A 20314-nucleotide genomic window follows, 5' to 3' on the forward strand; every position below is an offset into this window, starting at 1 on the left:
GTGGCACCCGTACGACCGTCCCGAGGACGACGGGGACTGGTCCCCGCCGGGCCCCCGGCCCCACCGGCACCGGCACCGCCCCCCGGTCGAAGAATCGGGCAAATCCTGGCAAGGTGGCCCCATGGTTGATCGGGGAGCGAGCGCCCTGTCACTCCCGGACGACTGGCCCGCCCACCCGGATCCGATCCTGGCGCTCAACCGTATGGGCAGCTTCGACTGGGACCTGGACAACAGTCTGTTCCACATGGACGCCCAGGCCCACGAGGTCTTCGACCTGCGCCCCGAGGAGTACGACGGCAACCCCGTGAGCCTCGCCGTCCGGGTGCCGACGGCAGAGGCGCACCGGCTCGACGCCCTGGTCGCCCAGGCGATCAAGGACGGCAGCGAGAACTACGGCACCTACTTCCGCATCCGCTGCCGCGACGGCACCCTGCGCTGGACCCACACCCAGGGCTACATCCGCCGGGACGAGACCGGACGCCCGCGCCGGATCATCGGGATCCTCCGTGACGCCACCCAGGAGATGGGCGAGCTGGAGGCCCGCCGGGAGCAGGCCGCCCTGGACGAGGCCCGGCGCCGGCAGACCAACGTCGTCCAGCTCACCACGGCCGCCCTCGCGCACGCCCGGACCGTCCAGGACGTCATCGACGTCCTCAAGGACACCCACGGCCTCACCCACCTCGGCGCCACCAGCCTGGTCATGGGCCTGGTCGAGGCGGGCCGCATCCGGCTGATCGCCGAGGGCCCGGAGGGAAGCTTCGTGCCCGGCACCGACATCACCCGGATCGACGAGCCGTACCCGATGAGCGAGGCCGTGCGCACGCTCAGCCCCCGGTTCATCGAGTCGCCGGAGGAGTTCGCGGACCGCTACCCGATCCTGTGGCCGCACATCACCGGCCTCCACATCACCTCCGCCGCCTACCTCCCGCTGATCGCCGAGGCCCGCCCGATCGGCGCCATGGGCCTGCTCTACAGCGACCGCCACGGCTTCACCCCCGAGGACCGCAACGTCCTCATCGCCCTCGGCAGCAGCATCGCCCAGAGCCTCCAGCGGGCCATGCTCTACGAGCAGGAGAAGGACCTCGCCACCGGTCTCCAGCAGGCCATGCTGCCGCGCACCATCCCCAGCGTCCCCGGCGCCGACGTCGCCGTCCGCTACCGGGCCGCCAGCGGCGAGGGCGCGCTGGCCCGGGACATCGGCGGCGACTGGTACGACCTGATCCCGCTGCCCGGCGGCCGGGTCGGTGCCGTCATCGGTGACGTCCAGGGCCATGACACCCACGCCGCCGCCGTCATGGGCCAGCTGCGGATCGTGCTGCGGGCCTACGCCGCCGAGGGCCACACCCCGGCCACGGTGATGGCCCGGGCCTCCGTGTTCCTCCACGAGCTCGACACCGACCGCTTCGCGACCTGCCTGTACGCCGAGGCCGACCTCGCCACCGGAGTCGTCCAGGTCGTCCGGGCGGGCCACATCGACCCGCTGGTCCGGCTCGCGGACGGCAGCTGCCGGCGGGTGACCGTGGACGGGGGGCTGCCGCTCGGGCTGTCCGCCGAGTTCGGGCAGCTCGACTACCCGGTCTCCACCCTCGAACTCGACCCCGGGGGCACCCTGCTGCTGTGCACCGACGGGCTGGTCGAACAGCCCGGCGCCGACCTCGACGACGGCATGCGGACCCTCACCAGCCTCATCGCCGTCGGCCCCGCCGACGTGTGGGAGCTCGCCGACCGGCTCATCGACGTGGCCGAGGAGCGCCGCGGCGACGACGACGTGGCGCTGCTCCTGCTGCGCCGCCGCAACCTGGACACCCCGCAGTCCGGCGGCCGCCTCCAGCAGCATGTGGCGCCGGGGGACCCCGAGGCCCTCACCCAGGCCCGGCACATGATCCGGGCCGCGGTCGGCGCCTGGGGCGCGCGGGAGCGCTCCGACGACATCGAACTGGTCGCCGACGAGCTGATCACCAACGCCCTGATGCACACCGAGGGCTCCGCGATCGTCACCCTGCGGGTCCTGACCGGCTCCGACCGGCGGATGCGCGTCGAGGTCGAGGACTCCTCCAGCGCCCTGCCCCGGCGCCGGGAGGCGGGCGAGTCGGGGGTCTCCGGGCGCGGTCTGCTCCTGGTCGACCTGCTGAGCGACGTGTGGGGGGTCGAGGCGCGGGGCGGCGGGAAGTGCGTGTGGTGCGAGTTCGTCGTGGGGGACCGGACCTGAGCCGACCGGACCTGAGCTGACCACAGCGGCCCCCGGTGGCACTCTGGACGTATGCCGGAACTCCCCGAGGTGGAAGCGCTCAAGGACTTCCTCACCGAGAACCTGGTCGGCCACGAGATCGTGCGCGTGCTGCCGGTGGCCATCAGCGTCCTGAAGACGTACGACCCTCCGCTCACCGCCCTGGAGGGCCGCGAGGTGGTCGCCGTGCACCGGCACGGCAAGTTCCTCGACCTCACGACGGACGGCGGCCCGCACTTCGTCACCCATCTGGCCCGCGCGGGCTGGCTGCACTGGAAGGACCGCCTGCCCGACGGGCCGCCCCGCCCCGGCAAGGGCCCCCTGGCCCTGCGCGTGGCGCTGGAGACCGGCGCGGGCTTCGACCTCACGGAGGCGGGCACGCAGAAGCGCCTCGCGGTGTACGTGGTGGCCGACCCCCAGGACGTTCCCGGCGTCGCCCGGCTGGGTCCCGATCCTCTCGCGGAGGACTTCGACGGGGCGAGCCTCGCGGCCCTCCTGAAGGGGGAGCGGCGGCAGCTGAAGGGCGCCCTGCGCGACCAGAGTCTCATCGCCGGCGTGGGCAACGCCTACAGCGACGAGATCCTGCACGCGGCACGCATGTCCCCGTTCAAACTGGCGGCATCGCTGACCCCCGAGGAGACGGAAACCCTCTACCGGGCCCTGCGCACGACCCTCACCGAAGCGGTGGAACGATCGAGGGGGGTGGCGGCGGGCCGCCTGAAGTCGGAGAAGAAGTCCGGCCTGCGGGTGCACGGCCACACCGGCGATCCCTGCCCGGTCTGCGGGGACACCATCCGCGAGGTCTCCTTCAGCGACTCCTCGCTCCAGTACTGCCCCACCTGCCAGACGGGCGGCAGGCCGCTGGCGGACCGGAGGCTGTCGCGCCTGCTCAAGTGACCGGACCCCGTCAGCCGGGATCCAGTGTCACCAGATGCTCCCCGCCCGTCGTCCTGACCTCGTAGCGGTCGATCTGGTCGGCGTGGAAGGTGGAGCTGCCCATCATGGTGTCGTCGCCGGTGGCGTGCCCGGCGTTCCAGCCGGTGACGGTCTCCTCCTTGCCGTCGCGGCTGATCGCGACGAGGTGGCAGGCGCGGGGGCCGGACTCGTCCTTGACCTTGAGCTCCACCTGGGTGCCCCAGTCCTCGTCCTCGGTGGTGACCTGGGCCCACACGCCGGACCGGGCGTCGGTGGCCTCGACGCTGGCCGTCCGCTCCGTGTCGCCGGCCGCGGTCATCGCGAGGGTGGAACCGCCCACGGTCAGGACCACGGAGGCGGCCACCGCGTACAACAGCCGCCTGCGGCGCGCCCGGTGGCGGCTGGCGACCTCGCCGAGGAGGCGGTTGAGCAGCTGGGGGCCGGGCTGGGCCATGGGGTGCACGGCCCGCGGGGTCGCCCGGCGGTACAACATCATCTGGCGGGTCACAGGACCGAACTCGGTCACGTGTGCCGCGCACTTGGGGCACTCCATGAGGTGGTCCTCGAAGCGGAAGGCCTCCGCCTCGTCCAGCACGCCGAGCGCGTACGCGCCGACGTCGCGATGCCTCTCCAAGGACCTCATGCGGAAACCTCGTGCCGTTGAGTGTGGGTGGGGTTACTCCTTGCTCCCACCGGTACGCACCAGCCCGCCGAATCACTCAAGGCATGCACAGAATCGTGACCAAGGGATTCGGAGCGGTCGGCCCCGCGGATTGGTCCGAATCGAAAAGAATCTAGAAAAGGTGGATGGCGAGGTGCCCGAGCGGCAGACCGAGCTGCCACGCGGGTGTCCACACCTTCGGACCCTCGTCCTCACCGACCCCGGAACCGCCGCCCGGCACGGCGTTCAGATCGGGCGCGAGCAGCTCCGTCTCCTCCAGCCAGCGCCAGGCCGCCGCCGCGAGTTCCAGGTCCGCGGCGGGCTCACCGGTGGCGACCGCCTTGGCGGTCAAAGCGGCCATCCGCTCGCACACCCAGTCCTGCCAGGGCTGGTCGTACGCCGTCAGGGACAGCCAGTTCTCCAGCTGGGAGACGACCTGGATGCCCGAGAGCTCTCCCTCGGTGTCGGCGAGGAAGACGGTCAGCGCCAGCGCGTCCCGCCCGGCCCGGAACTCGAAGGACGTCGGCGGCATCAGATCGCCGGAGCGCAGCAGCTCGTCGGCGATGTACTCGGCGTACAACCAGGCCATGGGGACGACGAGTTCCCCGCCGCCGGTGCCGTCCGTGCTCTCTTGACCTCTGTGCAGCATCCCTTCCTGCCTTCCTCCGGTGCGTGCGCGTCGCCCGACCCCGGGCCTGAGGACCCCATCCGGAACACGGATGAGGACAGCCGATTACTCAACCGGGGTCCTCAGCAAGGCGCTTTACGGAGGTTTGACTTTCCCATTGGTTTCACCGCAGGTCGGCCGCGTATCCGGGAAGCACCCGGCGCAGGGCGCGCAGCGCGTAGTACGCGCGGGACTTCACGGTACCGGGCGGAATCCCCAGGATCTCGGCGGCCTCCGCCACACTCGCCCCCTGGAAATACACCAGCACCAGGACTTCACGGTGCTCGGGAGTGAGTGTCTTCACAGCCTCGCGTACGTCGAGGGCGGCGGCGGCCCGTTCGGCGTGATCGGCGCACACCCGCGCGTTCTCCAGGACCGCGTCGCCGACCTCGGCGGGACGCGCCTGCCGGGCCCGCCGCGCGTCGATCGCGAGCCGCCGCCCCACGGTCAGCAGCCATGGCCGTACGGACTCGAAGTCGTCGGCGCGCAACGCCTCGGGATGCTGCCAGGCGCGCACGAGGGTCTCCTGCACCAGGTCCTCGGCGCGTTGCCGGTCACCGTCGCTGAGCCGGAGCAGGAGCGCGAAGAGGGGCCGGCCGTGCTCCCGCTGCAGTGCGGCGAGCTCGTGCTCGGCGGTCGTCCCGTTCGTGAGGGTGGTTCCGGCCGTCATGGCCGTATGGCACCGCAGCACGGGTCCGGGGGACAGGGCACGCACAAGGATCTGCGGCGGACGGTCGATCGCGTCGACGAACGGTTCGGTGAACGGTCCCTTCCGCGTCCCGATCGGTGTTCCGTCCGCCCCGGACGGGTCAAGAAGGCGGCCGGGCCGTTTGCGGACACGGACAAGCTCATACCTATTCGTCAGTAAATATGACCTCAGTGGGGTGAGCTGATGATTGCACGCAGAAGGCAGGTTGCCCTGGCCCTCACGGCCCTGCTCGCCGCAGGAGCCGCCTGCCAGGCGCACGGCCACGGGACACCCGGGCACCCGGCCCCGTCCGCCGCACCGCGCGGTTTCACGCTCGTCGCCTCCGGTGACGTCCTGCCGCACAGCTCGATCATCGACCGGGCCCGCTTCGACGCCGGCGGCGACGGCTACGACTTCCGCCCGATGCTGGCCGGAATCCGTTCCGTCGTCTCCCGCGCCGATCTGGCGCTGTGTCACATGGAGACCGTCTACGGCGCGAACGGCGACTACACCGGCTACCCGACCTTCAAGTCCCCGCCCGAGGTGGCCAAGGCGCTGGCCGTCACCGGTTACGACGGCTGCTCCACCGCCTCCAACCACAGCCTCGACGACGGTGCCGACGGTATCCGCCGCACCCTCGACGCCCTGGACCGGGCGGGCGTACGGCACGCCGGATCGGCCCGTACCGAGGCCGAGGCGCGCACGGTCACCGTCCTGCGCGCGGGGCCGGCGAAGGTCGCCCACCTCGCCTACACCTATGACACCAACGGCTTCCCGCTGCCCCAGGGACAGCCCTGGGCGGTGAACCTGATGGACGAGAACAAGATCCTGGCGGACGCCCGGGCCGCCCGGAAGGCGGGCGCCGACGTGGTCGTCGTATCCCTGCACTGGGGCACCGAATGGCAGGACGCGCCCGACGAGCAGCAGCTGGCCCTCGCCCGCGACCTGACCGCCGCCCGCACCGGCACCCGCCCCGACGTCGACCTGATCCTCGGCACCCACGCGCATGTCCCGCAGGCGTACGAGAAGGTCAACGGCACCTGGGTGGTCTACGGCATGGGCGACCAGATCGCCGGTGAGATGTTCAACCACGAGGGCGCCCAGGACCCGCGGGGCAACCAGTCCACCCTCGGCCGCTTCACCTTCGCCCCGCCCGCCAGGCCGGGTGAGCGCTGGCGGGTGGCGAAGGCGGAGTTCGTGCCACAGATGTTCGACGTGGACGCCGGCCGGGTGGTGAACCTCAACCAGGCGATCGCGCAGGGCGCCGACGTCGAGGGCGTCCGCGACCGGATCCGCGAGGTGGTGCTGAGCCGGGGCGCGGCGAAGGACGGGCTCACGATGGGGCAGTAGGTCAGTCCACGTCCGCGTGGTCGAAGGTCCGCAGCATCTCCTTCAACACGCGTACGCACGCCCGCAGTTCGGCGTCGGTCAGCTCGCCGCCGCCGACCTGCCGGTTCAGGGCGTGCTCGCGCGCCAGGGCCGCGGTGATGGCGGCCGTGCCCTCGTCCGTGATCCGGATCAGCGAGGACCGCTGGTGGGCGGGGTTGGGCGTGGCCTCCACCCAGCCCCGGTCCAGCGCGTCGTTGGTCATGCGCTGCACGAACTGCCGGGTCAGCGCCATGATCCGGGCCATCTGAGGAACCGTCATGGGCCCGTACCTGTGCAGCAGGACGAGGACGGAGCGCACGCCGACGGACATCCCCCGGTCCGCCTCGTCCTGCTCCAGTGTGCGCAGGCCGCGCCGGTAGAGCGCGCCGACCAGATCGAACACCTCGCTGACCCGGTGGCCGAGATCGTCGGGTGGCAGTGGCTCGTCGATGTCGTTCACCCGTTCATCATGCACCGGTTCATCATGACAACCGGGTTGTCAAAGTCCGCCGGAGATGACACCTTGGTTGTCATGATAGCTGCTTCGGAACTGAGCTTCTTCGCATCCGCCGACGGGAACATCGCCTACCTCGACACCGGCACCGGCGACCCCGTCGTCCTCCTGCACTCCGGCTACGTCGACCACCGCCTCTTCGAGGCCCAGATCCCGGCCCTGGCGGCCGGTCACCGCGTCCTCGCCGTGGACATCCGCGGCCACGGCTGGACCGCCAACGCCAGCAAGCCGTTCCGCTGGGCCGACGACCTCGCCGACCTGCTGCGTCATCTGGACGTGGGCCCCGCGGTGCTGGTCGGGGTCTCGATGGGCGGGGCCGTCGCCGGTGACACGGCGATCGAGTATCCGGAACTGGTCCGCGGGATCGTCCTGAGCGGGGCCTCCGTCAGCGACTTCGAGTACACCGATGAGGTGACGCGGAAGTCTGTGGCCGAATCCCAGCGGATGCTGTACTCGGGCGACATCGAGGGCTGGCTGAAGGTGTTCCTCGGGGCCGTCGCGGGTCCGTTCCGCGGGACCGGCGAGGTCGACCCGCGCATCCTGGACCACCTGCGCGAGATGGCCCTGCACACCGTCGCCAAACACACGGTGGGCGAGAAGAACTGGCACGTCCCCATGACCGACACCTGGGCCCGCGTCCCGAAGATCGACGTCCCGGTCCTCACCGTCAACGGCACGCTCGACTCGCCGGACCTGCTCGCCGACGCCGAACGCTACGCCGCCACCGCGCAGAACGGCCGCTCGGTCCTGGTGGAGGGCACCTCGCACTTCCCGAACCTGGAGAAGCCCGAGGAGTTCAACGCGATCGTGTTGGACTTCCTGCGTTCGCTCCAACTCTCCGCCGGCGCCGACCGCTTGTACGAGTACCCGCAATAGATCACGCACCCGATCGCGAACCACACGGCGAACCGCACCCAGGTCTGCCACTGCACGATCACCGCCGTGCACACCACCACGAAGGCCGGCAGGATCCCGATGTTGGTCAGTTCGGCCGCCTCGCCGATCGGCAGGAACCCGGCGATGGCGGCCGACGCGAAGCCGACGATCCGCGTCACGCGCGTGGGCCCGTGCCGCGTCGGGTGCGTCTTCGCGAACCAGCGGGGCAGCAGCCCGTCCCGGGGCATCGAGAACCACACCCGGGTCACCCCGAGCATGAACGTGAACATCACCGTGAGGATGCCGATGATCGCGCCCACCGCGATCACGTCCGCGAGCCCGCCGAGGCCCACCGACTTGAACGCCGTGGAGAACCCGCTCTCCTTGTCGATGTCCTGGTAGTCGCGTCGTACCCGAAGACCGCGAAGAACACCCTCGCCGCACCGGACCAGCACCTTGAGGACCATGACGGCCATCTCGAAGCGGGCCGCGTCGCGGATGCCGAGGTTCAGCAGACACAGCACCGCGGCGAACAGGTCCCCCCGGTGCCCGTCGCCGGTACCGGGCGCGCCCAGCATCCAGTGCGGCAGATCGGCGCCCATCTCCCCGACCAGGAAGCTGAAGCAGCCGGAGATGCCGATCGCCACCACCGCCACGATCGCCGCGTACTCCAGCAGCAGGTCCCAGCCGATGAACCAGCCCGCGAACTCGGCGTACGACAGCGCGGCCGCGGCGCTCGCGACAGCGGCCACGAGGAAGGAGACGAGGACTGCGGGCCCCGCCGTACCGGTGGCCACGGTCCCGGCCAGGGTGAAGATGCCCGCCCCGAAGATGCCGCCTACGCCTATCGCGGTCAGCTGTCACAGGCCGAGCGACCGTTCGAGGCCGGTGTCCGCGCCTGCCTCCGTCTCCTCGATGCGTTCGATGGGTTTGCGCCGGAGAATCCCCTCGCCCATACGGAGCCGGGCCATGCGCCTCACCTCTTCGCGTCCGGCAAACGCTGACGGCAGATCATGAGCGGTGGCCCGCCCCCTGGACGCCCCGGACTCCACCGAGTACATCCACTACGGCACCCACTTCACCCGGATGTTCATGCGCTGCTACCCGGAGCCCTGGCATGAACCCCCGGGCCTACGGCACCACCGTCACCGGCCACCGCCCCGCCTTGACCAGCCGTACCGCGACGGAACCGACGATCCGGTGCCCGGCCTGCTCCGAGGCGCCGACGACCACCGCGTCGGCCTTGAGCTCGTCCGCGGCCTTCGTCAGCCCGCTGTAGGGGTCGCCGCGGAAGGTGTGGAACTCCCAGCGCACATCGAATATCCCCTTGTTCTGCTCGGTCGCGTGCCGGATCTGGGCGACCAGGTCCTCGGCGATCTCGTCCGTGGTCTCGGCGACCGGAGCGCCGAGCGCGGCGCCCGAGGCCATCACCGGCTGGACGTACACCACGGCGAGCAGCGCGTGCTGCCGCCGGGCCAGACCTCCGGCGTACGCCGCGGCGCGGAGCGAGGAATCGGAGCCGTCCACGCCGACGACGATGACCTTGGGCCCGTCCGTGCCCCGCTCGAACTGGTGCGCATGCTGTTCCGTCACGGCTGTGAGGCTATCGGAATCCGCAGGTCCGGGCGGCACTCGGGACCGGCCGACGACGGTGCGCAAGGTTCACGGAATCAGGGCACCCGGAGGGCGGGCCGCGAGCGGGCCGCCCGCTGGACCCGCCGCCGCCCTCGGCACCCGGCCCCGACGGAGGGGACGAGGCCGGGTGCCGAAGCCGATCCCCCTCGTACGACGTCGTCCTGACGTCCCGCCATGCTCTTCGGCGGGGCCGACTGGTCGCCCAGCGACACGCGCCGGCGCGCCCAGGTCGGGACAGGTGCCGCGCGGAGCGCTTTCGCTGGGCCGTGCGGGTGGATTCGTGCCGCCGCCCCGGTGTTGCTGAGGTGCGTCGGCACTCCGCCGGGCGACTGATGAGTCATGACGAAGGATCAGTTGCTCACACGGCTGTCGTCGAGGACGGCGGCGCTGCTCACCCGGCGCCGGGCCCTGCTGGCCGGCGCCGCCGCGGTCGGGGCCGCCGGCACGGCCGGAGTGCTCGCGGCCCTCCCCGGCGAGGAGCCGGTCCGGCCGGCGCTCCCCGCCGCCGGCCCCCCGGCCCGTCAAGCGGTCAAGGCCTCGGCCTACCGCCTCCAGCCCCTGACCGGATACGGCCCGCCGCACACCGCCCCCAGGAAGACGCTGGTGCGCCACGAGCCGTTGCTGAAGGTCTCCGGACGCGGCCGGACCATGGTGTTGACCTTCGACGACGGACCCGACCCCCGCTACACCCCGCACATCCTGGACACCCTGGCCGAGTACGACGTCCGCGCGATGTTCTTCGTGTGCGGGGAGATGGCCGTCGACAACAAGGACCTGCTGGCCCGGATGGCCGACGAGGGACACGTCGTCGGAAACCACACCTGGTCCCACCCGCTGCTCACCCGGCTCACCCGCTCCCGCATCCGCTCCGAGATGGAACGCACCAGCGATGTCATCGAGGACGCCTACGGCGAGCGTCCCGAGTGGTTCCGCGCCCCCTACGGCGCCTGGAACCGGGCCGCCTTCCAGCTCGGCGCCGAACTCGGCATGGACCCCCTCGCCTGGACCGTCGACACCCTCGACTGGACGAGGCCGGGCACCCGCCGCATCGTCGGCCGGGTGGAGAACGGCGCCGCCCCCGGCGTCGTGGTGCTCTCGCACGACGCCGGGGGCGACCGCTCCCAGAGTGTCCGGGCGCTGCGCGACTATCTGCCGCAGCTCATCGATTCCGGCTATCACATCACCGTCCCGCGACGGCAGTACGTATAGCCGGAACACGCCCGCCCGGTCGGGGCCCGCTCAGCGGACCTCGACCAGGCGGGCAAAGGCCACCACGTTGCCCGCGTAGCCGTTCTGCTTGGAGAAACCGCCCCCGCAGGTGATGACCCGCAATTCGGCGGTCCCCTTGGAACCGTAGACGCGGTCGCCGGGGAAATTGTTCTTCTCGAAGACCTCGATGCCGTAGATCTCGAAGATCGCCGTCTTTCCGTCCTTGCGCCTGATCTCGACGCGATTTCCCTTCTTCAGGGCCCCGAGTCCGTAGAACACGGCGGGGCCCTGTTTGTTGTCGACATGGCCGACGACGACCGCGGTGCCCTTTTCGCCGGGGGACACCGCGCCGGTGAACCAGCCGGCCAGGTTCGGGTCCTCCGGCGGCGGTGCGCCGACCCAGCCGTCCGGGTCCAGGCCGACCGGTGTCAGCGGCGCGTCGACCCGGATCGCGGGGATGGAGACCCGGTCGGGCACGGCGAACGGCAGGGGGGCGGGGGCGTTTCCGAAGGTGGTGGTGTGCACCCGGCTGTCCGCCGCGGCCGCCGACGCGGGCTGTGGCGGGCCGACGTCGAACTCCCCCGAACCGTTCCGAATGAGCGCGAGACCGGTCAGCAGAACAAGCGCTATCACGCCCCAGGGAGCGCGCTTCTTCCGCTGCTCCGCCTCTTCGGCCAGTTCGGCCAGCTCGGACGCAGACATTGACTTCCCCTCTCGACGCGGCCGTCGCCGCGTCATTCGCGCATACGAGAACGCTAAGTCCCGCGCGCGAAACCGGCGACGGGTCGGCGGCGAACGGGTGGCCCCCGAACGCGGGTGGTGCGCCATACGAGTTGCCGTGAACAGGAATTTTCTGACGGTGTGTGACCTGCGGAGATATCTGATTGTGCGCTTTTCGCTCGGCGTGTCCCCTCACCAGGACGGACCATTGTCGAAATGCGGGCTGGCGCACGGCATCTGAGGGTCTTTCTGGGAGGCGTTTTCTCGCCGATCCACCGGGGACCGTTCCCGGGGCGTCTCCCGCGGAGGATTCACATGCGTACTACTCGTGCTCTGGCGGCCGCAGGCGCCGCGGTCGCCGTCCTCGGACTCGCCGCCCCGGCGGCCGTCGCGCGGGACGGCATGAACCTGAACCCGAGCAATGTCGTCGCCCTGCCCAACGTCATCGCCCGGGGCGGGCAGCTGACGATCACCGTCAACAACTGCACCGCCCCCGCCACCGCGAGCTCGGACGCGTTCCCGACGATCAGGCTGACGACGGGGCCCAACAACCTGGCGACGGGGCGTGCCACGGTCAACCGGAACGCGGCCACGGGATCGCACAGCATCAGCGTCGTCTGCCGCAACGGCACCGTGATCAACCCCACGGCCTTCACCGTCATCGGCGGGGTCCGCGGCGGTCTCGGCGGCAGCAGCTCCACCGGGGCCACCCCGACCGACATGGCCATCGGGGGCGGTCTGGTGGCCCTGGCCGTCATCGGCGGCGGGGTGTTCTGGATGCGCCGGCGGACCGAGAAGCACATCTGATCTCCGCCCCTTCGGAGATTCTGACCGCACGTGACACAGGTCTCCGCCCCGGATTCCGACAGGATCCGGGGCGGAGGTCCGCGCGCCGGTGGAGCGGTCAGGTGCCGTCCTCGCCGGTGCGGCGACGGGCGAGGTGGTACGCCGCCCCGACCGAGCCCACGATCAGCAGGGCGCCCATGCCGAGTTCCTTGAGGTCGAGCCCGGCGAAACTGCCGCCCTCACCGGCGTGCACACCGCGGTCGGGGTTGAGCGGGACCGGGGTGGGGCCGACCGGGCGGCCGCCCGCGATGGTCAGTCCGGTGGAGCCGCTCACGCCGTCGCAGGTGAACGTCACCCGGTAGACCGCCCCGGGTCTGGCGTCCCAGTCGACCACGGCCACCGCCTGGCTCTTGTGCGACGGGATGGTGATGGTGTCGAACACCGCGGAGGTGACGGTCGCCGAGCCCTTGCAGCCACCGTGGTCGCGTTCCAGCAGCAGCGTCACCTGTCCGCCCGCCGCGATGGTCGAGGGCAGGACGCTGAAGCCGAAGGGCGTGATGGTGTCGCTCTTGGCCACGGCGGCCGGTGCGGAGAAGGTCAGGGCGGTCATGCCCAGCAGTGCGGCCGAAGCGACGCGTATCGCGCGCATGGTGGTTCCTCCGGTCCCCGAGGAGCAGCTGCGGACCTGTTCCGCCTACGTCAGAAATGCACCTCGATGACCGAAACGCTAGGAACAGGTGTACGTCTGCGCGATCGCTGTCGCTCCGAACGGGGCACGCGTGTGGGCCGCTCGGGGGACACCGGCGGCGTGTCGGACGCCGGACGCCCCCCGAAGGCCCTCGCGGTGAGGCGCTGTCAGCCCTTGATGTCCGGGAAGAGAGCGAGGAACGGCTCCGCCGACGCCGTGATGCCCCGGCTGTAGGGGGCGTCGAAGTCCCAGATCAGGAACAGCAGGAAGGCGATCAGCGCGGAGAACAGCCCCGCCAGGATCAGCTCGCGGGTCGTACGCCGGATCTGCAGCGCGAAGACCATCCCGATGGTGACCACCCCGCCGCCCAGCAGACCGAACCAGACCACCCCGGGCATGGTCGGCTCGACCGAGTCCGCGCGCGCGTTGCGGGCCTGGTCCACGGCGGCCACCTGGTCGACGAGCGGCTGGTAGGCCTGGGCCTCGAAGTCGGTCTTCGGCTCGTAGCCGGTGACGTCCGTGCGGATCCGGTCCAGGAGCTCGGTGCCGCGCTCGGTCATGCGGCGGTGGTCGGCCATCTCCTTCCACTCGGTGGTGACGACGTGTCCGACATAGGCGTTGACATCGCCCCGAATGCGGTCACGGACGTCGGCCGGATAGACCTGGACCCGCTCCGAGATCTCGTGCAGCGCCTGGGCCTCCGCCTGGACGTGGTCCTGTGCGGAGCTGCGGGCCTCCCACACGCCCGCGATGGCCAGACCCAGGACGATGGCGTACACCACCCCGATCCACATCGTCATGTACTCGATGACGTCCGGGGTCTCGCTGGGATCCTCGTCCACGGGCGCCGCCTTGTGGCGGATGAGCGTGATGGCGACCACCACGGCGCACGCGGCCAGCATCGCGAGGATGAGAACAAGCCATTCCGGCAAGGGATGCCTCCAGGGTCGGCACTAGCGGGGCCGCAGGGCGGCCACGGCGACCACCGCGGGCGCGGTGATGAGCAGGACGTAGATCACGGGCGAGGTGGTGCTGTGCGTGGGCCGGTCGGGGGCCTTCGCGTGGTGGTAGGCCGGGAAGGTCACCGGGCTCGCGGAGGGGCCCGGGGCCGGTGGGGACGGTGGCTTCCGCGTCGGGGCCGGGGTCGGAGTGGGAGCGGGGGGTGGCGTCGGGGCGGGTTCGGGGGGCGGTGTGGGGCGTGGCCGTGGTGCGGCCGGTTGTGGTGCCGGCGCGGGTGGTGGGGGTGGCGGAGCCGGCGGCTTGGGGGTCGGCTTCGGCGTGGGTGCAGGGGTGGGCGTGGGCGTGGGCTTGGGCGGCTTCGGCGTCGGCGTGGGTTCGGGAGGGGGAGTCGGCGTACACGGAGGCTCGGGGGGTGGGGGAGTGGGTGTCGGCGGGGGTGGGGGCTCGGGCTTCGGGCAGGGCGGGAGCGTGGGCCAGGTGAGGCTTCCGGCGACCGCCACCACCTCGGCGCCGCCGGGGCCGACCGAGGCGCAGGCCCAGGCATCCGCCTCGGCCGCCCCGGCGGTGGGGCCGCTGAGCGCCCACGTCAAGGCCAGCACGGCCAAAACCCGTATGGCGGAGGCGGATTGGGGTGATTCGGGTCGATGCACGACGGAGATCATGAGGCCTGTCACGCCGTCCCACGCGCGGGCGCGAAGAGATTGCTCCGAAGGAGGGATAAAAGGTCGCCCGATGTTTGAATCCGGGGCGCTCGTCCGTCCGATGAGGCGTACATCTGTGCGCTCCGGGGCGGGTGTGGTCACAGCGTCCGAAAAGAAATGTGCGGGACGGTTGAACACAACCCCTGCTCCGGCGCGTACTCATGGTCGTGCGGCGGCGCAGCAGGGCGCTGCAACACCCTTTTGAATTATGGGGAGTTGACGATGAAGACCTCCTGGCGGAACGCCTCACTCGTGGCAAGCGCCGCGGCGGTGCTGGCTCTGACGACGGCGTGCGGTCAGGAAAGTGGCGCCACCTCGTCGGTGGGCAGTCAGAACGTCGGTGCCACGGCGGCGGCGGGCGGTTACGGCGGCGTCGGCTCCGGTCTCGGGACGGAGACCAGCCCGAGCGCCAGCCCGACCGTGGGTGGCGGCCAGGGGAACCTGGGAGCCCAGTCGGCCTCCGCCGGCAAGCTCGAGGTGTCCGCGAACCCCGAGCTCGGGGACGTGCTGACCGACAGCGCCGGCCTCAGCCTCTACCGCTTCGACGAGGACACCGCCGAGCCGCCGAAGTCGAACTGCAACGGCGACTGCGCGACGGCCTGGCCGCCGGTGCCCGCGGACGACGCCTCGGCCGGTGCCGGCATCGACAAGGCACTGCTCGGCGAGGTGACCCGGGCCGACGGCAGCAAGCAGCTGACCATCGGCGGCTGGCCCGCCTACCGCTACGCCAAGGACACCAAGGCCGGCGATCTGACCGGCCAGGGCGTGGGCGGCAAGTGGTACGCGCTGGCTCCCACCGGCAAGAAGGCGTCGGTCGCCAGCCTTCCCGGACTGTCCACCCGCAACGACCCCAACCTGGGCGAGATCGTCGTCGACAAGAACGGCATGACGGTCTACCGCTTCGCCAAGGACAAGGCCTGGCCCGAGCCCGTCTCCAACTGCAACGGCGCCTGCCTGGAGAAGTGGCCGGTCGTGGGCCCGGTGTCGGCGAACGACACCAAGGACGTCCAGAAGAAGGGCCTGATGAGCTTCACCCGTTCCGACGGTGTCAAGCAGCAGACGGTCAACTGCTCGCCGATCTACACCTTCGCGGGCGACAAGAAGGCCGGGGACACCAACGGCCAGGGTGTCGGCGGCACTTGGTACGCCGTCCGCCCCAACGGGGACATGGTCGGCGTTTCCGACAAGTGACACCGGCTCCACCGATCCACCGGTCCGACCTCTCCGCGCCGCACGGAGGGGTCGGGCCGGTTTGCCGTCATTCCCCCCAACTCCCCGCGATTCGGCGCCCACTTCGGAACTCTCCGGAGTGTGGCGCCTACGTTTCGTAGCGCATCCGCGGCCACCTCCGGGCGGCACGTGCCGCAGGCAGTGACCGGGAACGGACGGTCAATTTCCGTTTCCGCTCGCTCCATTGGCGGGCGATCAGTAGCCTCAGCTCGAACACCGGATCGCCTACGCCTTGGAGAGATACATGGAGCGTCCCGCCTGGGCTCCTCGGAGCATCGACATCTCGGTGCCGAGCGTCGCGCGTATCTACGACTTCTACCTGGGCGGTTCGCACAACTTCGAGGCCGACCGGGAGGCGGCCCGCAAGGCCATGGAGCACGTCCCGGGACTGCCGAAGATCATGCAGGCGAACCGGGCGTTCATGCGGCGGGCGGTGCGGTTCGCCGTCGACGAGGGCATCACCCAGTTCCTGGACATCGGCTCCGGCATTCCCACCTTCGGCAACGTCCACGAGGTCGCCCAGAGCGCCCGCCCCGGCGCCCGGGTCGTCTACGTCGACCACGACCCGGTGGCGGTCGCGCACAGCCAGGCGGTCATCGCGGACAACCCGGACGCGGGCGTCGTCGCGGCCGACCTCCTCAAGCCCCAGGAGATCCTGGACAGCCCCGAAGTCCGGCGGCTGATCGACCCGAAGCGGCCGGTGGCGCTGCTCCTCGTTGCCATACTGCACTTCGTGGAAGACGCGGACGACCCCTATGGTGCGGTGGCGCAGCTGCGCGACGCGCTCGCGCCCGGCAGCATGCTGGTGCTGACGCATGCCGCGTACGAGGGAATCCCGCTGTCGCAGGAGCAGGTTCAGGGTGCGATGGACGTGTACGAGGACATCCGCAACCCGCTGATCATGCGCTCGCACGACGAGATCGCACGGTTCTTCGAGGGGTACGACATGGTGGAACCCGGACTGGTGCCGATGCCGCGGTGGCGGCCGGAGTCGGAGAACTGGGACCCCGACGACGAGGACCCGTGGGCCTTCTCCCAGTTCGGCGGCGTGGGGCGGACGGCGTGAGCGCGGAGCCGGACGGCCCGGAGGACAGACTGCGCCGGTTCGCGACGATCTGGAGCCGGGCGGTGTTCCCGGTGACGTCGACGTCCTTGACCCGGCCGGAGTTCGAGGAACAGCTGCTGCCGCTGGCCCGCCGGTTGAGCGAGGCGCTCGCGGCCAGGACCGTCGACACGGAGCAGGGCCGGGCGGTCGGCGCCGCCCTCGTCGCCGTGCACTGCACGGACCCGGAGGCGCTGACCCGCTCCCTGGACTGCGTCGACGCCTACCTGGTGCTCTACTGCGGCGGTGACGGCGACCGCGAGGACCTGCGGTCCCGGTCCGCACGCCTCCAGCACGCCATGGCCGCCGGGTTCGCGCAGGCACTGCGCGAACGGACACTGGCCGAGCAGGAGGCCATCGCGCGGGCCGCCCTGGAGGCGCAAGGGGTGGTGGCGCAGGCGCTGCACGCCACCGAGGCACGGTTCCGCGCGGTGTTCGAGGGCGCGGCCATAGGGATCGGCATCGCCGACCTGGACGGCAACGTCCTCCAGGTCAACGGCGCGCTGCTGCGCATGTTCGGCCTCACCGACCAGACGATGCGCGGCCGCAAGGTCCAGGAGTGGACGCACCCCGAGGACGCGCCCCAGACCTGGACGCTCTACGACGAACTCGTCCGCGGCGAGCGCGAGCACTACCACCTCGAAAAGGCCTTCTACCGCCCGGACGGAACGGTCCTGTGGACCAACCTGACGGTCTCCCTGCTGCGCGACGCGGACGGCGTCCCGCAGTACCAGCTCGCCCTCATGGAGGACACCACCGAGCGCCGGCTGCTCAACCTCCGGCTGCGGTACGAGGCCACCCACGACGCCCTCACCGGGCTGCCCAACCGCACCCTGTTCTTCGAGCGCCTGGAGAAGGCGCTCAACGCCGGCGAGGGTCAGCGGTTCGGCCTGTGCTACCTCGACCTCGACGGCTTCAAGACCATCAACGACAGCCTCGGCCACGCGGCCGGCGACCGGCTGCTCGTCGAGGTCGCCGACCGGCTCCAGTCCTGCGCGACCGCGCCGGGCGAGATGGTCGCCCGCCTCGGCGGTGACGAGTTCGTGGCGCTGACCACCGGTCCGGACACCGAGAGCGAGGTCGACGACCTCGCGGCGCGCATCATGAACGTGCTGCTCGCCCCGGTCCGTATCGACGGCCGGGAGCTGACCGTGCGCGGCAGCATCGGCATCGTCGAGGGCCCGACGGGTGAGCGGGGCCCCGCGGAGGTGCTGCGCAGCGCCGACATCACCATGTACCGGGCCAAGTCGGCGGGCGGCAACCGCTTCGAGCTGGCCGACCCGGAGGCCGACGCCCGCGCCATCACCCGGCACGGGCTCACCACGCAGCTGCCCGCGGCCCTGGAGCGGGGCGAGTTCTTCATCGAGTACCAGCCGCTGGTGCACCTCGGCGACGGCAGTGTGCGGGGTGCCGAGGCGCTGGTGCGCTGGCTGCACCCGCAGCACGGCGTCCTCGGCCCCGACCGGTTCATCCCGCTCGCCGAGCACACCGGGCTGATCGTGCCGCTCGGCCGCTGGGTCCTGGAGCAGTCGGTGCGGCAGGCCCGCGAGTGGCGAGAACGGTACGGCGAGGACACCGCGGGCGGCCCGCTCCGCATCAACGTCAACCTCTCGCCCTGCCAGCTCACCCACCCCGGCCTGGTCCAGGACACCGTCGACATCCTGGAACGCGCCGGCGTCGAGCCGAACGCCCTGTGCCTCGAAGTCACCGAGTCGGCCCTCATCGGCGCCGACGACGACCTGCTCAAGCCGCTGCGCCGACTCGCCGAGATGGGCGTCGACATCGCCCTGGACGACTTCGGCACCGGCTACTCGAACCTGGCGAACCTGCGCCGTCTGCCGGTCAGCGTCCTCAAACTGGACCGCTCCTTCACCCAGAGCATGCAGCAGTTCCCCGCCGACCCCGTCGACCTCAAGATCGTCGAGGGGATCGTCTCGCTCGCCCACGGCCTGGACCTCGCGGTCACGGTCGAGGGCGTCGAAACCGGCGCCCAGGCCGAGCAGTTGCGGATACTCGGCTGCGACACGGCCCAGGGCTGGTACTACGCCCGCCCGGGCCCGCCGGAGCGGCTGCACGAGCTGGCGCTGGTGGACGCGACGGGCTGAGCCCCGCCCCGGTCCTAGGGCAGCGGCAGTGACCGCAGGGAGCCGTGGGTGCGGGCCATGACGACGACGTGGCCCGTGTCCCCGCCCGGCACGACGATCAGGGGGTGTTCGCCGTCCCGGGTCTGTGCGTACGCCGCGGACATGCGGGGCGCGGCGCTTCCGGTTCCCCGCGGACCGGCGTGCAGGTCGATCGTGATCAGGCGTCCCCGGGTGACGGGGTCGTTGACGGGGGTGAAGGTCACGAACCGGCCGTTCGCCACGGCGGCGTCCGCCTCGGTGGCGTACGTGCTCCACAGCTTGCGGTCGTTCTCGAGGTCGTACGCGTTCCAGTTGCCCGCGCTCGTGTCCTCGGCGCCGGCCTCGTAGAGCACCAGGACCCCGTCGTCGGAGATCACCCCACGTACGGGTTTGTCGATGGTGTTCCTCGGGGTCGGCAGCGGCCTGAGCGTCGCCGGGTCCAGGCGCCGCATGGGCGGGAAGGTGTCCCCGGCGGAGAGCGGACTGCCGGTGCAGACCAGGTAGTGGCCGCCGGTGACCAGGTGCGGGCACGCGGAGCTGGTCGCCACCGTGTTTCCGGTGCGGGCGTCGCGGGCGGTGACCCGGCTGCCGTCGGAGTGGTAGACGCGGCCCCGGAAGGCGGCGAGGGGTTCACCCGCGCTCCGGGCGACGGACCGGTGCCACAGGGGCCTGCCGTCGGACGCGCGAACGGCCTCCAGCACGGCGGTACTTGACGTGGGGCCCGTCGCCGCGAGGGCGTAGACGACACCGTCCGCCGCGGCGAGGGTGACGTAGGAGCTCCCGGCGGGCGACCGATGGGTCCACGCCCGCGCACCCGTCCGCAGGTCGGCCGCGCGCAGCACACCGGCGACCCCGGTCACGGCCCGTACGTCGGCCGCGTCGAGGACCAGTCCGGCGTTCTTGCCGCGGTCGGCGGCGGGCACGGTCCAGGTGACACGGCCGTCGGCCCGCGAACGCCCCACGAAACCACCGGAGTCGGTCGCGCACACCACCTGGTGCGCCGTCGCGCCGCAACTGCCGCGGGCCTCCTGGCGGGAGAGGGCCGCCGTCCACGCGCGCCACGGGCCGGAGACGGACATCGAGGCCGTCTCCACCGTCGCTCCGGAGGCGTGGGACGGCGAGGAGACCGCCGGGCTCCCCGGCCCGCCGGACGCGGTGTTCCCCGCGCACCCCGCGAGCACCAGCAGTGCCGCGCCCACGGCCACGATCCGAGGTCTCATCCCCGCCCGCCTTCGTCGAGATCC

19 protein-coding genes and 1 pseudogene are annotated in these 20314 nt (G+C 71.4%); 9 read left to right on the plus strand and 11 right to left on the minus strand.

Annotation, left to right across the window (positions count from 1 at the left end; translation table 11 throughout):
- The first annotated feature begins 121 nt into the window (after nt 1-121).
- Both ACFYZ8_RS14935 and ACFYZ8_RS14940 read left to right on the plus strand, forming a co-directional pair.
- Nucleotides 122-2209, plus strand: coding sequence for a SpoIIE family protein phosphatase (locus tag ACFYZ8_RS14935; RefSeq protein ID WP_359031141.1), 2088 nt, complete (start codon nt 122-124; stop codon nt 2207-2209).
- A gap of 51 nt (nt 2210-2260) precedes the next feature.
- Nucleotides 2261-3124, plus strand: coding sequence for an Fpg/Nei family DNA glycosylase (locus tag ACFYZ8_RS14940; protein WP_388532702.1), 864 nt, complete (start codon nt 2261-2263; stop codon nt 3122-3124).
- Nucleotides 3125-3134: 10 nt separating this feature from the next.
- On the opposite strand, the gene ACFYZ8_RS14945 is transcribed toward ACFYZ8_RS14940, so the two are convergent.
- The 3 genes from ACFYZ8_RS14945 to ACFYZ8_RS14955 form a co-directional block, all read right to left on the minus strand.
- Nucleotides 3135-3785 (minus strand): zf-HC2 domain-containing protein, encoded by a 651-nt coding sequence (locus ACFYZ8_RS14945; RefSeq protein WP_359031144.1) that lies wholly within the window; start codon nt 3783-3785, stop codon nt 3135-3137.
- Between the two features lie 151 nt (nt 3786-3936).
- Nucleotides 3937-4452 (minus strand): hypothetical protein, encoded by a 516-nt coding sequence (locus ACFYZ8_RS14950; protein ID WP_359031145.1) that lies wholly within the window; start codon nt 4450-4452, stop codon nt 3937-3939.
- 142 nt (nt 4453-4594) lie between these two features.
- Nucleotides 4595-5140, minus strand: coding sequence for a sigma-70 family RNA polymerase sigma factor (locus ACFYZ8_RS14955; RefSeq protein ID WP_028807581.1), 546 nt, complete (start codon nt 5138-5140; stop codon nt 4595-4597).
- 222 nt (nt 5141-5362) lie between these two features.
- On the opposite strand from ACFYZ8_RS14955, the gene ACFYZ8_RS14960 reads away from it, so the two are divergent.
- Nucleotides 5363-6508 carry a CapA family protein gene (locus ACFYZ8_RS14960; RefSeq protein ID WP_359031148.1) on the plus strand — a complete coding sequence of 382 codons (1146 nt, stop codon included), beginning with the start codon at nt 5363-5365 and terminating at the stop codon, nt 6506-6508.
- A gap of 1 nt (nt 6509) precedes the next feature.
- On the opposite strand, the gene ACFYZ8_RS14965 is transcribed toward ACFYZ8_RS14960, so the two are convergent.
- Entirely contained in the window at nt 6510-6986 is a 477-nt protein-coding gene (locus ACFYZ8_RS14965) for a MarR family transcriptional regulator (RefSeq protein WP_359031149.1), read from the minus strand.
- A gap of 72 nt (nt 6987-7058) precedes the next feature.
- Here ACFYZ8_RS14965 and ACFYZ8_RS14970 point away from each other — a divergent pair, with 72 nt between their 5' ends.
- Nucleotides 7059-7916: an alpha/beta fold hydrolase gene (locus ACFYZ8_RS14970; RefSeq protein WP_388532705.1), complete on the plus strand. Its 858-nt coding sequence runs from the start codon at nt 7059-7061 to the stop codon at nt 7914-7916.
- Here ACFYZ8_RS14970 and ACFYZ8_RS14975 read toward each other — a convergent pair.
- Nucleotides 7880-8887 (minus strand): annotated as a pseudogene (locus ACFYZ8_RS14975) (amino acid permease); the annotation flags it as partial. The gene ACFYZ8_RS14970 and the pseudogene ACFYZ8_RS14975 overlap by 37 nt on opposite strands.
- Before the next feature lie 160 nt (nt 8888-9047).
- Nucleotides 9048-9509 carry a universal stress protein gene (locus ACFYZ8_RS14980; RefSeq protein ID WP_359031152.1) on the minus strand — a complete coding sequence of 154 codons (462 nt, stop codon included), beginning with the start codon at nt 9507-9509 and terminating at the stop codon, nt 9048-9050.
- Nucleotides 9510-9890: 381 nt separating this feature from the next.
- Between ACFYZ8_RS14980 and ACFYZ8_RS14985 the strand changes: the two genes are divergently transcribed.
- A complete protein-coding gene (locus ACFYZ8_RS14985; RefSeq protein ID WP_359031153.1) occupies nt 9891-10760 on the plus strand; it encodes a polysaccharide deacetylase family protein in 870 nt (289 codons plus the stop codon).
- Between the two features lie 30 nt (nt 10761-10790).
- On the opposite strand, the gene ACFYZ8_RS14990 is transcribed toward ACFYZ8_RS14985, so the two are convergent.
- Nucleotides 10791-11462, minus strand: coding sequence for a class F sortase (locus tag ACFYZ8_RS14990; protein ID WP_388532707.1), 672 nt, complete (start codon nt 11460-11462; stop codon nt 10791-10793).
- A 333-nt stretch (nt 11463-11795) separates the two neighbouring features.
- On the opposite strand from ACFYZ8_RS14990, the gene ACFYZ8_RS14995 reads away from it, so the two are divergent.
- Nucleotides 11796-12287, plus strand: a complete 492-nt coding sequence (locus tag ACFYZ8_RS14995; RefSeq protein WP_388532709.1) for a hypothetical protein — start codon at nt 11796-11798, stop codon at nt 12285-12287.
- Between the two features lie 97 nt (nt 12288-12384).
- Here ACFYZ8_RS14995 and ACFYZ8_RS15000 read toward each other — a convergent pair whose 3' ends face one another.
- The 3 genes from ACFYZ8_RS15000 to ACFYZ8_RS15010 all read right to left on the minus strand — a co-directional run bounded on the left by ACFYZ8_RS15000 (nt 12385) and on the right by ACFYZ8_RS15010 (nt 14039).
- Nucleotides 12385-12915, minus strand: a complete 531-nt coding sequence (locus tag ACFYZ8_RS15000) for a hypothetical protein (protein WP_388532711.1) — start codon at nt 12913-12915, stop codon at nt 12385-12387.
- A 206-nt stretch (nt 12916-13121) separates the two neighbouring features.
- Nucleotides 13122-13886, minus strand: coding sequence for a DUF4239 domain-containing protein (locus ACFYZ8_RS15005; protein ID WP_359031157.1), 765 nt, complete (start codon nt 13884-13886; stop codon nt 13122-13124).
- A 21-nt stretch (nt 13887-13907) separates the two neighbouring features.
- Nucleotides 13908-14039 carry a hypothetical protein gene (locus tag ACFYZ8_RS15010; RefSeq protein ID WP_359031158.1) on the minus strand — a complete coding sequence of 44 codons (132 nt, stop codon included), beginning with the start codon at nt 14037-14039 and terminating at the stop codon, nt 13908-13910.
- A gap of 798 nt (nt 14040-14837) precedes the next feature.
- On the opposite strand from ACFYZ8_RS15010, the gene ACFYZ8_RS15015 reads away from it, so the two are divergent.
- The 3 genes from ACFYZ8_RS15015 (at nt 14838) to ACFYZ8_RS15025 (ending at nt 19052) form a co-directional block, all read left to right on the plus strand.
- Nucleotides 14838-15806: an SCO0930 family lipoprotein gene (locus ACFYZ8_RS15015; RefSeq protein WP_359031159.1), complete on the plus strand. Its 969-nt coding sequence runs from the start codon at nt 14838-14840 to the stop codon at nt 15804-15806.
- A gap of 283 nt (nt 15807-16089) precedes the next feature.
- Nucleotides 16090-16911 (plus strand): SAM-dependent methyltransferase, encoded by an 822-nt coding sequence (locus ACFYZ8_RS15020; RefSeq protein ID WP_359031160.1) that lies wholly within the window; start codon nt 16090-16092, stop codon nt 16909-16911.
- On the plus strand, nt 16908-19052 hold the full coding sequence (locus tag ACFYZ8_RS15025) for an EAL domain-containing protein (RefSeq protein WP_359031161.1): 2145 nt from the start codon (nt 16908-16910) through the stop codon (nt 19050-19052). Before ACFYZ8_RS15020 ends, ACFYZ8_RS15025 begins: the two co-directional genes overlap by 4 nt.
- Before the next feature lie 14 nt (nt 19053-19066).
- Here ACFYZ8_RS15025 and ACFYZ8_RS15030 read toward each other — a convergent pair whose 3' ends face one another.
- Complete coding sequence (locus ACFYZ8_RS15030; RefSeq protein ID WP_388532714.1) at nt 19067-20290, minus strand: PQQ-binding-like beta-propeller repeat protein; 1224 nt, start codon at nt 20288-20290, stop codon at nt 19067-19069.
- Nucleotides 20291-20314: the final 24 nt, after the last annotated feature.

Origin of the sequence: Streptomyces sp. NPDC001668 (genome assembly GCF_042893155.1) — a bacterium.
Classification (GTDB): domain Bacteria; phylum Actinomycetota; class Actinomycetes; order Streptomycetales; family Streptomycetaceae; genus Streptomyces.